Origin of the sequence: Aeribacillus sp. FSL W8-0870 (assembly GCF_037963755.1) — a bacterium.
Classification (GTDB): domain Bacteria; phylum Bacillota; class Bacilli; order Bacillales; family Aeribacillaceae; genus Aeribacillus; species Aeribacillus composti.
The window spans coordinates 1056604-1069601 of record NZ_CP150165.1; the positions used below are offsets into that span (position 1 = coordinate 1056604).

Genomic DNA, 12998 nt, shown 5'->3' on the forward strand with positions numbered 1-12998 from the left:
CTGCTTTATTGTGCAATAATCGAGGTGTTAAGACATGAGTGCAAATCGAAATGAAACACCGAATTGGCTTAAACAGCGAGCTTTTTTGACTCCGGACCGATTGGCTATTCGTTATGAGGGGAAAAATTATTCATTTTTGGACTTGCATCAGCTTGTTGAAAAAAGAGCAAGACAGCTGCATCAAGTAGATATCAAGCGTGGAGATACAGTCGGGCTTTTAATGAAAAACAGCTTAGAAATGGTCATTAATATTCATGCTTTAATGTATCTCGGTGCGGTCAATGTTCTTTTGAATACTAGACTAACAGCTCAAGAATTATTATGGCAAATAAATGATGCGAATATAAAATGCGTTATCTGTGATGATGAATTATCGGTTCATTTTCCCGGTAAAAAAGTTATGACATTATCAGAGTTGCAGCTTTGTGATGAAAAGGAAGCAGCATTAGATGACAGCTTTATTTTAGATGACGTGGCAACGATTATGTATACGTCTGGAACAACAGGAAAACCGAAAGGAGTTCAGCAAACATTTGGGAATCATTGGTGGAGTGCGATCGGTTCTGTGCTGAATCTTGGACTGAAGGACGGCGATTGCTGGCTTTTGGCAGTTCCTCTTTTTCATATAAGCGGACTGTCAATTTTGATGCGCAGCGTCATTTATGGAATCGGAATTGTTCTCCATTCTTCATTTTCAGCGAAAGAAGCAAACAGAGCGATCAAAAATGAAGGAGTTACGATTGCTTCCGTCGTTACGGCCATGCTGAATGACATGCTGCAGGAATTAGGAAGTGACACGTATCCGAAATCGTTTCGCTGCATGCTTTTAGGAGGAGGTCCTGCCCCGCGGCCGATTCTTGAACAATGCCGTGAAAAAGAAATTCCCGTTTTTCAAACATATGGGATGACAGAAACGTGTTCGCAAATTGCCACATTAGCCCCTGAATTTTGCTTTTCAAAACTCGGATCTGCGGGAAAACCGTTGTTTCCAGCTCAAATTCGGATCGTAGCAGACGGCAGGGCCTGCTCCCCTAATGAAGAAGGAGAAATTGTAGTAAAAGGACCGAATGTTACACCGGGGTATTTACATCGTCCAGACGCAACAAACGAAGCTATACGTGACGGCTGGTTTTATACTGGAGATTTAGGCTATCTGGATGAAGAAGGATTTTTATATGTATTGGACCGTCGATCCGATTTAATTGTTTCGGGAGGAGAAAACATTTATCCGGCGGAGGTTGAAGCAGTTATTTTGTCGCATCCTTCCGTAAAAGATGTAGGAGTGGTAGGAAAAGAAAATAAAAAATGGGGAAAAGTTCCCCATGCTTTTGTCGTCCGAAGCGAAGAGGTGTCTGAAGAAGAATTAAGGCAATTTTGTTTGAAAAGGCTGGCAAAATATAAAGTTCCAAAAGGATTTACATTTGTTGAATCTCTGCCACGAAATGCATCTAAAAAGCTGCTCAGGAGAAAACTAAAAGAATGGCTGTAGTTTTTGCCTACTCATGATCGACAGTTAAAATATCATATTGGCTAATATGCAATAAGTGGTGGATTTCGTTTGGCAAATGTTCGAACGAGCCGTATTCATAGCTCCACAAATTTAAAAAAGAACAAACAGAAGAATGGAACGTCTCTTCTGTTGCATTATTCACTTCATGTTTAAATTGAGCGATCATATTTTCCATATCTTTTGCTCCCCTTTAGCTTTATTTGATAATTGTAGTATTTTGCATTATTTTTCATTTATTCACTCGTTTTTTTATTTATATCTTTTTCAATTTCCGGGACAGGGTCAAATCCTCCCGGGTGAAACGGGTGGCATTTCAAGATTCGTTTTACTGTCAGAAAGCCGCCTTTGACAGCTCCGAAACGCTTCACTGCTTCAAGCCCGTATTCAGAGCATGTTGGGTAAAAGCGGCATGAAGGCGGCTTTAACGGGGAGATAAAGATTTGATAAAAACGGATAAGGGCGATCATGACAGATTTCACAGCAAGCACCTCTTTTTTCTGGAATCTTGACAACATTTTAACATAAATGTATGTTATAAAATTTTGTGTTAAAATGGAAACTAAGAAAATGTAAGGAGTGATGGGAATGCCTTCAGTGGAGAGTTTTGAACTGGATCATACAAAAGTGCAAGCACCGTATGTCAGACATTGCGGAGTACATAAAGTCGGCACGGATGGAGTAGTTAACAAATTTGATATCCGCTTCTGCCAGCCGAATAAGCAGGCAATGAAACCGGATGCTATTCACACATTGGAGCATCTTCTAGCATTTACAATTCGCAAATATGCGGAAAAATATGATCACTTTGATATCATTGATATTTCTCCAATGGGGTGTCAAACAGGCTTTTATTTAGTCGTTAGCGGGGAACCGACCGTAAAAGAAATCATTGATTTATTGGAAGAGACAATGAAAGATGCTGTAGAGCAGACAGAAGTGCCTGCCGCAAACGAACTGCAATGCGGCCAAGCGAAGCTTCATGATTTAGAAGGCGCCAAAAAGCTCATGGAATATTGGCTAAAGCATAGTAAAGAGGATTTGGAAAAAGTGTTCAGCTAACAGCTACACGCAATGATGCAACTTTTTTTATAGTTTTAAGAGTGCAAAAAAGGGGTACTGTATAACTAAAAGATTAAATAAAAAGGAGATGGGATTATGTCTAAACAAGATTTATTTCAAATCGTAAATAAACAAATTGCGGATTGGACGGTACTTTATGTAAAATTACATAACTTTCATTGGAATGTAAAAGGAGACCAATTTTTCGTTCTACATGAAAAGTTTGAAGAGCTGTACAATGAAGCTGCAGGTTATATTGACGAATTAGCGGAAAGACTTTTAGCTTTGGGCGCTAAACCTGTTGCTACGATTAGAGAAAGCCTAGAAATCTCCTCTATTAAAGAAGCAGAAGGCGTTGAAACTGCAGAACAAATGGTGCAGGCAGTTGTTGACGACTTTTCCGCCATCATTCAAGATTTGGACAAAGGAATCAAAGTTGCTGAAGAAGTGAATGACGAAGCAACTGGTGACATGCTTCTCGATATTAAAGTGAATCTTGAAAAACATAACTGGATGTTAAAGTCATTCCTTGGAAAATAATTATATCCTTCCTCTTTTGGCTGCGTTAGGCAGCCTTTTTTTATAAATATTTTTCTTTGATAAGGCAATACTTAAAAAGAGGAGGGGGATATAAATGTCCGAAAATCCAAAAAAAACCTATTATATATCAGTAGCTAGCGGTGAGATTTCCCAAAGCAGAGAAGCATCTCCGTGGGATTTTCAAATTTCTGCCAATGATGAGGAAATTACGGAGTTACGGGAGTATTTCGATCAGATTCATTCTACCAGCTGGCAAAATTTCTTCCGGGCGCATGTTCCGTATATACAGTATCATTATGACAAGGAAAATGATGCGATTGATGCTTTAACAAAAAAAGTATATGAATTCATTTATAAGCATGGCGACGAAGAAGCTAGAAAACATATTGCTTCAATGGGTCTTATGCATAATCAAGAATAAGTTATACAATCCTCTTTTCCATATGTTATGATGAAAACAGATAAATGGGAGTAGAGGGATTGATTATGTTTTATTTTAAAGATTTTTACGGCAATGATGTATACCTGTCTTTCCGTCAACACCCTTTTTCTGTTTACCCGAAGCATGTCTGGGTCATCTGCCGATATGAAAACAAATGGCTTTTAACTTTACATGAAGACCGGGGCTACGAGTTTCCAGGAGGAAAAGTCGAGAACGGCGAAAAGCCGGTTGAAGCTGCTGTCCGGGAAGTGAGGGAAGAAACGGGAGGAATTGTCCAAGATATCGTATATATTGGGCAATATAAGGTTATAGGAAAAGAGAAAACGATTGTGAAAAATATTTATTATGCGGAAATTGAGAGGCTCGAAAAACAGAGCACGTATTTTGAAACGTTAGGTCCAGTCCTGCTTGCGGACTTGCCTGAAAAAATTGAGGACGATCATCGCTTTAGCTTTATTATGAAAGATGATGTTCTAAAACGCAGCTTGGACAAAATTTATGCCGATTACATAAAATAGCTTTTAAATTCCTGAAAGTCGGTTTAGAAATTGTTTAAGGGGGTGTCTAGTAAGTCGTTTTTACGGCTTATTGACGCCCCCATTAATGTGTTAGAAACGTTGATATATCGGTGTTTATGATTTTATGTTTTCAATGGCGATTTGACTTTCTTGACAGCCTCTTATTGGCTTTTGATTAATGTTTTTTCAATTAGTTCGACAATTTTGTACATGATCGTTGCAAAGATGGCAATGATAACTAGGCTTAACAGCACAAGGGTAAAATTAAAAACTTGGAACCCGTAAATAATCATATAGCCTAATCCTTTAGCTGAAACGAGAAATTCTCCGACGATCACACCCACCCAAGATAACCCGACATTGACTTTCAAAGTAGAAATAATGGTTGGAAAAGATGACGGCAGGATCGCCTCTCTGAACACGTGCTTTTTGCCTGCCCCAAATGTTTGCAGCACTTTTATATAATTCGGATCCACTTCTTTAAAGGAAGTATAGACTACAATTGTAGTAATAATAACCGAAATGATTGTTCCCATCGCGATAATTGAGGTAAATCCGGGCCCAAGTACAACGATGAAAATCGGCCCAAGAGCTACTTTCGGCATTGCGTTTAAAACCACTAAATACGGATCTAATATTTTAGACAGCCTTGGAAACCACCATAATAGAGCAGCAAGTAATGTCCCGAATAATGTCCCAAAAATAAACCCCAAGACCGTTTCAAAAAGCGTCACGTTCAAATTGGCAAGTAATGTACCGTCCTGCAGTTTTTCAACAAATAAGTGAAAAATTTTTGTCGGCGAACTGAATATGAGCGGGTCTATCCATTTTTGGCTGGATGACACCTCCCATATGAGAAAAAAAGAAATAAAAATTAAGATTTGATAAAAGGTAATCCATTTCTTTTCTTTATGCAATCTTTGCAAATATTGTTTATGGAGGAGATCAATTGTTGTTGTTTGTTTCAAGCTGATCTAACTCCTTCCAGATTAAGTCAAAAAGTGAAGTATACGTTGGATGCTGCCTTGTTTTAAACGGGGATGTATCCCGCAATTCTTTTGGGACAGTAAATATTTTGGCAATTTTGCCAGGCCTTTTGGATAGCAGGACAATCCGATCGCTCATGGCGATTGCTTCCCCAATATCATGCGTGACTAGAATGGCTGTTTTTTTAAAATCCTTTAATGTTTGAAAGACTAAGTCTTCAAGCTTTAATTTCGTTTGATAATCGAGGGCGGAAAAAGGTTCATCCAATAGCAGCATTTTCGGATCTGTAGAAAGAGTGCGGACTAAAGCGGCTCTTTGTCTCATTCCGCCTGATAATTGATTCGGATATAGCTTTTCTACATTTTCGAGACCCATTTGGTGCAGAAGCTGAAATGTCCGCTTTTTCTCATTTTCATTCAGTTTGTTCAATAATTTTAATCCAATTAAAATATTTTCCTCTATCGTTTTCCATGGAAATAAATAATCTTGTTGCAGCATATAACCGACAGACGGTGTTGCGGAAGATATTTGCATACCGTTCAAAATAACTTGCCCTTCTGTCGGTTTCATGATACCTGCAATGATGGAAAGCAGCGTTGTTTTGCCGCAGCCGCTTGGACCTAGAAAGGATATAAATTCCCCTTCCTCTACTTCCAAATGGATATCCTCCAAAGCAGTCGTTGCCGATTTTTTTGTAAAATAAGTATGGCTGACATGATCGATCGTTAAAAATGACAATCTCCTCCCCCCCTTGTCGATAAATGTACTCCTTTTGAAACAACATTATTTTGCCACTTCGTTTGCTATGGACGTGTTGACTAATAGTTCATAATCAATTTTCTCCGGCAGTTCTCCTGCTTCTTCCATAATTTTTTGCAAATTGTTCCATTCGTCCTCATCTAACAGCGGGGTTTTTGCATAGGATCCTTGGCTTTTATAACGGTCAATGGAAGATATTAAAATATCGATCGGCGTATCTTTAAATTGCGGCGCTATCGTTTCGGCAATTGTTTCGGCGTCATGTTCTTCCACCCATTTTTGCGCTTTGTAGAGCGCTTTTGTGAATTTTTTCACCGTTTTATCATTTTTCTTAATATAGCTTTCTTTTGCCATAAATGTTGTATAAGGAACTTTGCCCGATTCCTTACCGAAGGATGCGATAATGTGACCTTTTCCTTCTTTTTCAAAAATACTTGCGGTTGGCTCAAACAGTTGAACATATTCGCCTGTACCGGAAGCAAAAGCATTTGCAATATTCGCAAAGTCGATGTTTTGGATAAGGTTTAAATCTTGATGCGGATCGATGTTATGCTTTTTCAGCACAAATTCCCCTACCATTTGCGGCATGCCGCCTTTACGCTGTCCTAAAAAAGTGCTTCCTTTTAAATCTTCCCATTGAAAATCATCCAACTTGGCTCTGGAGACAAGGAAAGTGCCGTCCGTTTCGGTCAGCTGGGCGAAGTTAATGACTGGGTCATTTGCTTCTTGGGCATATACGTAAATGGACGTTTCCGAACCGACAAGACCGATATCAGCGCCGTTTGATAAAATGGCGGTCATTGTTTTATCTCCGCCCCAAGTAGTTTTTAATTCTACGTCCAGTCCTTCTTCTTTGAAAAATTCTTTTTCAATGGCTACGTACAATGGTGCGTAAAAAACAGAATGAGTGACTTCCGCCAGCCGAATTTTTTCCACTCCTCCGCCGCAGGCTGAAAGAGGTATGATGAAAAGGATCACCAATACGATGGAAGCAAGCCTTTTTTTCATGTGAAATCCTCCCTAATGATGTTCATATTAAAGGAAAAATGTTTAAATATATTTATCTAGGATCAGTAGCATTGCATTAAGTTAATTTTAATTTGTCAAGCCCAATTTTATGTTAAATTTCATCTTTTTGGATATAAAAAAACTCCTTATAATTAGGATTGGCAGTCCTATCCAAATCCTAAGAATAAGGAGAAACCATTATGGATAAGAATACCACAGAATCCACAATAAATGAACTATTTAAAGAGATCGATCCAATAACTTTTTCAAAACTAATTAATGTGATTGACGTTGACAAATACATTAAAAAATTAACGGCGTATAAGTTTTTACAACTTTGTATCATCGCTCAGTTAAACGAATTGGAAAGCTTAACAAAATTGGCCAAACATTTGAAAGACAAGGAAGAGTTGCAGACATATCTGGAATTTGATGCAATTAGTACTTCGCAACTTTCTCGCAAATTAGGCCAATTATCCCCTCAACTGTTTGAAAAAGTATTTAAATATCTGGTCTTAAAGATCCAAGGGCAAATGAAAAATGCCCCGATCATCCGAAACATTGGTCGTCTTCTGGTCATTGATTCTACCACGATGAGCATGAGTTTGAGCCAATATCCATGGGCAACTTTTCGTAAGACAAAGGCTGGTGTTCGACTCCATTTAAAGGTTGTTGTAACGAAGGATATCACTGTTCCGGATCAAGGGATTATCTTACCCGCGAAACATGCCGATCGCACACAGATGGACGAACTCATTGAAATCGATCCAAATGCGATTTACTTGTTTGATCGAGGGTATGTCGATTACAAACAGTTCGACCGCTTATGCCGAGAAGGGGTGCGATTCATTACCCGGCTTAAAAAGAACGCAGAGATTGAAGTTTTATCGGAACGGATTCCCAATCCAGAACGTTTGATTTATAGGGATCAGATTGTCATTTTAGGAAATGACCGTAATCATACCAAAATGACTCATCCTCTCCGATTGATCGAAACGGTCGACAGCGAAGGGAATCCCGTGATCATCATAACCAATTGCTTTGATCTTTCTGCGGAAGAGATTGCAGATTTATACCGATATCGCTGGAAGATAGAGACCTTCTTTAAATGGATGAAACAGCACCTTAAGATAAAAAGATTTTATGGAAAAAGTCAAAATGCCGTTTACAATCAAATTTGGATCGCCCTAATCACCTATTGCTTACAGGCCATGCTCCAATTAAAAGTGAATCACGATGGTCCTTTATTAGAGATCAAGCGAACTTTACAGAATCTGCTTTTTAAAGGTTTTGACTGTTTTGTTCGCTCCCTTTTTAAAAAGCCAATTCGAACGTCCAACGGTCGGAAAAAATACCATTGGGAAAAAGATTTTGAAACCATCGTGTACCAATTTGAAGAAGGGGAGGTGGAACACCTAGACGATTTAGTTTATGATCCAATGTTTCTGTAATATATTACCAAATTGTGGAAATGGACTGCCGATTAAGACGTCATTGTCCTTTTAAGCTTGCTTAGAAAGATTGTATGTCTGAATATTCAGTTACATGAAATAACTGGAATTTTTATTGAGCTTGACAAACATTAAATTTTTTTATGCAACGCTACTGATCTAGGATAAAGTATGAAAAAAAAATATAATGTGTGATTGCCTACCTAAATGGAGGTTGAAAAGATGCTGAGAAACGGAGAAATAGTTGACAAACAAATTTTCCCATCACCGAACCCTTCGATTAAGCTTTCCATCGTGACATATATTTCTGAAGGACTAAAAGTGAAAGGTCTGTTAGCAGAGCCTGTTCAAGAAGGTGTTTATGATGGCTTTTTATATTTGCGCGGAGGGATTAAAAATGTTGGTATGGTCCGGGCAGGAAGAATTATACAATTTGCATCAAAAGGCTTTATCGTGATGGCTCCCTTTTATCGAGGAAATTTAGGAGGAGAAGGGAATGAAGATTTTGCGGGGAATGATCGTTTTGATGCGGTCAATGCATTCTATTTGTTGATGAAACATCCGCAAGTGAATCCGGATCGCATTCACGTTTTTGGCTTTTCAAGGGGAGGAGTCATGGCCTTGCTTACTGGGATTATATGCTCAAATGTTCGATCTGTTGTAAGCTGGGGCGGGGTGTCTGATATGTTTTTAACTTATGAGGAGAGAAAGGACTTAAGAAGGATGATGAAAAGAGTTATTGGAGGGACACCGAAGAAATATCCTGACCGCTATAAATGGCGGACACCGTTGTATTACCTTGAAAAAATGCAAGCACCCGTTTTAATCATTCATGGGGGAAAAGATGAAAACGTGTCAATTGAACATGCATATCGATTGGAAAGAAGGCTGAAAGAATTGGGAAAGCAAGTGGACAGCTGGTATTTCCAACATTTTAGTCATCATTTTCCGCCTCGGCATAACCGGATGGTTTTAGAACGAATGATAAAATGGATGAAAAATTGACCATTATATTTTTCATATGATACATACTAAAAAATGATCGATCAAATGAAAGGGGATTGGAGAAATGGGCATGCCGCTTGAATTAAATACGATGATTATTACAAAAGGGAAGGAAAAGCGGATAGAGGAAAACGTATTTCAGCTTGTCAAAGATGGCTATCGCCTTTATCCTATGAATATTCCTTTGGAAGTTCGAAAAACGTTGATAAGCGATCCTACAGGAACAGCTGAAATTATTAAATTGGAATGGGCTGATAACAAAACCGTGCTTACTTATAATCTCACTTCATTGTACTCAACCAATTAACCGTCACCATATTTCCGTTCATTTGCTGAACGGATTGTGGAAGGAGGAATTTGCTTAATTTTTTCGAGTACGGCTTCCATTTGTCTTATCATAAAAAATCGCGTAACCCCTTTTTCATAAAAGTTCGTTGAAAAAGGGGTTTTCGTCTAAAAATCTGCGTTGCCGATTTGTTTTGCCAAACCACATAAAAATATTAAAAGGCTATCGACAAAGTGATATGCTCCCCTTAAGGTAGACAGATTAAAATATAAAAAATCTGTTTTACCTTAGGGGGAGTTTTTCTATGTATAAGCAATATACAACAGAGCTCAAACTTGAAGTTTTACTTGCATATGAAAACCGAGAATGTACTATTCAAGAGCTTTGTAAAAGGTATCAAATTACTAAATATTCTTTAAGGCAATGGATAAAGACAAACGAGGAAGAAAAAAAGAAGAAGCAGAGTTATCTCCAGAAGAGAAAATGAAACTGGAGATGAAAAAGTTAGAAAGAGAAAATGAGCGCTTACGTGCGGAGAATCTATTTTTAAAAAAGTTAGAGGAAATCGAAAGGAGGTGAAAGTAAACCAAATCCGTTTTGAAGACAAGTATATCGCAATCCGGGAACTTCATGAGAAAGAAAACTAAGCATAATCTTATATGTGAAATCGCCGGTATTTCACGAGCTGCTTACTATAAGTGGTTAAAACGTTTTCCCTCAACATGTTGCAGAAAATATATTGAATCGTGAATTTACAGCGGAAAAGCCAAGTGAAAAATGGGTAGCTGATGTCACAGAATTAAAATAGGTTCATCAAAGAGAGCCTATTTAAGTGCTATTCTTGATCTATATGATGGATCAATTGTGAGCGATGTTTTAGGACATTCCAATCATCATCATCTTGTATTCAAAACGTTGGATCAAGCCACCGTACTTTTAAAAGGAGAGCATCCACTTATTCATAGTGACCGTGGGTTCCAATATACCTCTCATGGTTTTAAACGTAGGATAGACCAAGCAGGGATGACACAAAGTATGTCAAGAGTAGGCAGATGCATTGATAATGGGCCAATGGTATCTTTTTGGGGAACGCTTTAAATGCGAGAAGTATTATTTACATAAGTATCAGACATTTAAAGAATTAGCTCTTGCGATGGATGAGTACAACCGCTTTTATCATTATGAAAGGTATCAAAAAAGATTAAGCGGCTTTAGCCCCATGGAATATAGAGCTAAAGCCGCTTAGGTATATTTTTATTATTTCTACAGTCTACTTGACAGGGGACAGTTCAAAGCCGATAGCCGAAAGTAAGTAATTTTTTTATATGATTGGACCGCCAAGTTCTTCAATTTCCTTCGGAACGTTCGAGAATTTTTTGAAGTTCTCTTTGAATGCTTTTGCTAATTCATACGCTTTTTGTTCATAAGCGTTTTTATCACTCCATGTTTTAATAGGCTGTAAAACTTCATCAGGCACTCCTGGAACATGAGCAGGAATCGCCAGCCCGAAAATAGGGTCTTTTACAGTTTCCACCTCATCGAGTTCGCCTTCCAATGCTGCCTGAACCATGGCTCTTGTATAAGCAAGTTTAATTCGTTTTCCTACTCCGTATTCTCCGCCGGTCCACCCTGTATTGACTAAAAATACTTTCACATCATGTTCTTCGATTTTTCTTCCGAGCATTTCAGAGTATCTTGTAGCTGGAAGCGGAAGAAATGGTGCGCCAAAGCATGTGGAGAACGTTGTTTTAGGGGAAGTAATACCCCTTTCCGTTCCAGCAAGCTTGCTCGTATAACCGCTTAAGAAATGATACATAGCCTGTTCTTTCGTTAATTTGCTTATTGGCGGTAGAACACCGAACGCATCAGCTGTTAAAAAAATAATAGTGTTAGGGTGACCCGCAATGCTCGGTTTAGCAATATTGTCAATCGCTTCAATTGGATAAGCCGCACGGGTGTTTTCTGTTAATAAGGAGTTGTCATAATCAGGAATTCGTGTCGATTCATCAACCACAACGTTTTCCAAAACGGAACCGAATCGAATCGCGTTATAAATTTGAGGTTCTTTTTCTTCAGACAAACCGATGCATTTTGCATAACAGCCGCCTTCAATATTAAAAATACCAGATGAAGACCAGCCGTGTTCATCATCACCAATTAATCGGCGTTTTGGATCGGCGGAAAGTGTTGTTTTGCCTGTTCCCGATAAACCGAAAAAGAGCGCGACATCGCCTTCTTGACCGACATTGGCGGAGCAGTGCATTGAAAATATATCTCTTTCTGGAAGCAGGAAGTTCATGACGGAAAAGATAGACTTTTTCATCTCGCCTGCATATTCAGTTCCGCCGATCAGGATTATTCTCTTTTCAAAAGAAATAATGATAAATGCTTCTGAGTTCGTTCCATCCACAGCTGGATCTGCTTTAAAGGAAGGAGCGGAAACAATCGTAAACGGATTTTTATGCTCCTTTAAATCGTCTTGGCTTTTCGGACGGATAAACAGTTGGCGAGCAAATAAATTTTGCCACGCCAATTCATTGACCACTTGAATTGGAAGACGATATTTTTTGTCAGCTCCGGCAAATCCGTTAAAAACATAAATTTCATCTCTATTTTTTAAATATTGTATGACTTTTAAGTACAGTTTTTCAAAAACTTCTGATGAAATTGGCTTGTTGACGGGTCCCCAATCAATTAAATGCTTGACAGAATCTTCTTCAACGATGAATTTATCTTCTGGTGACCGGCCGGTATATTTGCCTGTTGTAACCGAAACTGCACCTGTATTTGTTAAAAAACCTTCTTTCCTAGCTAAAACTTTTTCTACAAGTCGTGCGACTGGTAAATTATGATATGCATTTGGTCCGCTGATCAACGAAGCTAATTCATTTGATACATCTACAATATTCATATACATACCATCCTTTTTTTGCATATTTGAAATGGTTTTATAGAAATAGTATAACACATTCGCAAAAATAATCCATCCTATTTATCGATTTCTGAAAATAATGTTTTTACTATATATTTTGCCTTCATTTTTGGGCATCATACGAATCATGATTGATCAGCTGATACTGAAATAATGGATATCAGATGATTTGGAAAATTACAGAGAAGCTTTATTTATTGTTGACAAGTACTTTTTTGCTCCTGTATGATATACATTTGAACGGATACTCTTATCCCGAGTTGGCGGAGGGACAGGCCCTATGAAGCCCAGCAACCGGCTCGTTGAAAGAAGACAGTAGAATATGGCTTTCAAAATCCCGGTATTCTATGGACATACAACATGATGCGAAAGAATTCCATATTCATAGACGAGCAATGGTGCTAACCTGATGCAAGGTTATATCCTTGAACGATAAGAGTGAAAGGCAATGATGTTTATAACAACCTTTCCTCTGGCAGGGAAGGTTTTTTCTATGTATAA

14 protein-coding genes, 1 pseudogene and 1 riboswitch are annotated in these 12998 nt (G+C 38.3%); of the genes and pseudogenes, 9 read left to right on the forward strand and 6 right to left on the reverse strand.

Translation table 11 applies throughout. The annotated features are described in order from the left end of the window. The first annotated feature begins 34 nt into the window (after positions 1–34). The gene (locus NSU02_RS05195) at positions 35–1489 is read left to right on the forward strand and encodes an o-succinylbenzoate--CoA ligase (protein WP_339194546.1); all 1455 of its coding nucleotides are present in this window, start codon (positions 35–37) and stop codon (positions 1487–1489) included. 7 nt (positions 1490–1496) lie between these two features. Here the strand turns inward: NSU02_RS05195 and NSU02_RS05200 are convergent, their stop codons facing one another. Then, on the reverse strand, positions 1497–1685 hold the full coding sequence (locus tag NSU02_RS05200; protein ID WP_063386563.1) for a hypothetical protein: 189 nt from the start codon (positions 1683–1685) through the stop codon (positions 1497–1499). Between the two features lie 58 nt (positions 1686–1743). Further along, positions 1744–1989 carry a membrane protein insertion efficiency factor YidD gene (gene yidD / locus NSU02_RS05205; RefSeq protein ID WP_063386564.1) on the reverse strand — a complete coding sequence of 82 codons (246 nt, stop codon included), beginning with the start codon at positions 1987–1989 and terminating at the stop codon, positions 1744–1746. 106 nt (positions 1990–2095) lie between these two features. Between yidD and NSU02_RS05210 the strand changes: the two genes are divergently transcribed. From NSU02_RS05210 to ytkD, 4 genes are all read left to right on the forward strand, one after another. Continuing rightward, the gene (locus NSU02_RS05210) at positions 2096–2569 is read left to right on the forward strand and encodes an S-ribosylhomocysteine lyase (RefSeq protein WP_063386565.1); all 474 of its coding nucleotides are present in this window, start codon (positions 2096–2098) and stop codon (positions 2567–2569) included. Positions 2570–2665: 96 nt separating this feature from the next. Further along, the gene (locus NSU02_RS05215) at positions 2666–3109 is read left to right on the forward strand and encodes a Dps family protein (protein ID WP_063386566.1); all 444 of its coding nucleotides are present in this window, start codon (positions 2666–2668) and stop codon (positions 3107–3109) included. Between the two features lie 94 nt (positions 3110–3203). Then, positions 3204–3530: a hypothetical protein gene (locus NSU02_RS05220; protein ID WP_063386567.1), complete on the forward strand. Its 327-nt coding sequence runs from the start codon at positions 3204–3206 to the stop codon at positions 3528–3530. Positions 3531–3595: 65 nt separating this feature from the next. Next, a complete protein-coding gene (gene ytkD, locus NSU02_RS05225) occupies positions 3596–4069 on the forward strand; it encodes an RNA deprotection pyrophosphohydrolase (RefSeq protein ID WP_094245279.1) in 474 nt (157 codons plus the stop codon). A 161-nt stretch (positions 4070–4230) separates the two neighbouring features. Here the strand turns inward: ytkD and NSU02_RS05230 are convergent, their stop codons facing one another. Genes NSU02_RS05230 through NSU02_RS05240 form a run of 3 tightly spaced genes read right to left on the reverse strand, consistent with a single transcriptional unit; the run spans position 4231 to position 6823 of the window. Beyond that, complete coding sequence (locus NSU02_RS05230) at positions 4231–5037, reverse strand: ABC transporter permease (protein WP_063386569.1); 807 nt, start codon at positions 5035–5037, stop codon at positions 4231–4233. After that, a complete protein-coding gene (locus tag NSU02_RS05235) occupies positions 5015–5794 on the reverse strand; it encodes an ABC transporter ATP-binding protein (RefSeq protein WP_063386570.1) in 780 nt (259 codons plus the stop codon). Before NSU02_RS05235 ends, NSU02_RS05230 begins: the two co-directional genes overlap by 23 nt. Positions 5795–5839: 45 nt before the next feature. Beyond that, a complete protein-coding gene (locus NSU02_RS05240; protein WP_063386571.1) occupies positions 5840–6823 on the reverse strand; it encodes an ABC transporter substrate-binding protein in 984 nt (327 codons plus the stop codon). A 200-nt stretch (positions 6824–7023) separates the two neighbouring features. On the opposite strand from NSU02_RS05240, the gene NSU02_RS05245 reads away from it, so the two are divergent. The 4 genes and pseudogenes from NSU02_RS05245 to NSU02_RS05260 all read left to right on the forward strand — a co-directional run. Continuing rightward, complete coding sequence (locus tag NSU02_RS05245) at positions 7024–8274, forward strand: IS4 family transposase (RefSeq protein ID WP_339192832.1); 1251 nt, start codon at positions 7024–7026, stop codon at positions 8272–8274. Between the two features lie 222 nt (positions 8275–8496). Then, positions 8497–9279 carry a prolyl oligopeptidase family serine peptidase gene (locus tag NSU02_RS05250; protein WP_066249449.1) on the forward strand — a complete coding sequence of 261 codons (783 nt, stop codon included), beginning with the start codon at positions 8497–8499 and terminating at the stop codon, positions 9277–9279. A gap of 64 nt (positions 9280–9343) precedes the next feature. Continuing rightward, a complete protein-coding gene (locus NSU02_RS05255; protein ID WP_063386573.1) occupies positions 9344–9586 on the forward strand; it encodes a DUF2584 domain-containing protein in 243 nt (80 codons plus the stop codon). Between the two features lie 411 nt (positions 9587–9997). Further along, a pseudogene (locus NSU02_RS05260) lies at positions 9998–10811 on the forward strand (IS3 family transposase); the annotation flags it as partial. Positions 10812–10886: 75 nt separating this feature from the next. On the opposite strand, the gene pckA reads toward NSU02_RS05260, so the two are convergent. After that, positions 10887–12476 (reverse strand): phosphoenolpyruvate carboxykinase (ATP), encoded by a 1590-nt coding sequence (gene pckA, locus NSU02_RS05265; protein WP_063386648.1) that lies wholly within the window; start codon positions 12474–12476, stop codon positions 10887–10889. A gap of 268 nt (positions 12477–12744) precedes the next feature. Next, a riboswitch (SAM riboswitch) is annotated at positions 12745–12936 on the forward strand. Positions 12937–12998: the final 62 nt, after the last annotated feature.

What these genes read in the sequence shown, in the direction of transcription:
- NSU02_RS05250 (WP_066249449.1), top strand. Translation starts at nt 8,497, where the DNA reads ATGCTGAGAAACGGAGAAATAGTTGACAAACAAATTTTCCCATCACCG.
- NSU02_RS05255 (WP_063386573.1), top strand. Translation starts at nt 9,344, where the DNA reads ATGGGCATGCCGCTTGAATTAAATACGATGATTATTACAAAAGGGAAG.
- NSU02_RS05240 (WP_063386571.1), bottom strand. Translation starts at nt 6,823, where the DNA reads ATGAAAAAAAGGCTTGCTTCCATCGTATTGGTGATCCTTTTCATCATA.
- NSU02_RS05215 (WP_063386566.1), top strand. Translation starts at nt 2,666, where the DNA reads ATGTCTAAACAAGATTTATTTCAAATCGTAAATAAACAAATTGCGGAT.
- NSU02_RS05195 (WP_339194546.1), top strand. Translation starts at nt 35, where the DNA reads ATGAGTGCAAATCGAAATGAAACACCGAATTGGCTTAAACAGCGAGCT.
- NSU02_RS05220 (WP_063386567.1), top strand. Translation starts at nt 3,204, where the DNA reads ATGTCCGAAAATCCAAAAAAAACCTATTATATATCAGTAGCTAGCGGT.
- ytkD (WP_094245279.1), top strand. Translation starts at nt 3,596, where the DNA reads ATGTTTTATTTTAAAGATTTTTACGGCAATGATGTATACCTGTCTTTC.
- NSU02_RS05210 (WP_063386565.1), top strand. Translation starts at nt 2,096, where the DNA reads ATGCCTTCAGTGGAGAGTTTTGAACTGGATCATACAAAAGTGCAAGCA.
- pckA (WP_063386648.1), bottom strand. Translation starts at nt 12,476, where the DNA reads ATGAATATTGTAGATGTATCAAATGAATTAGCTTCGTTGATCAGCGGA.
- NSU02_RS05200 (WP_063386563.1), bottom strand. Translation starts at nt 1,685, where the DNA reads ATGGAAAATATGATCGCTCAATTTAAACATGAAGTGAATAATGCAACA.
- NSU02_RS05245 (WP_339192832.1), top strand. Translation starts at nt 7,024, where the DNA reads ATGGATAAGAATACCACAGAATCCACAATAAATGAACTATTTAAAGAG.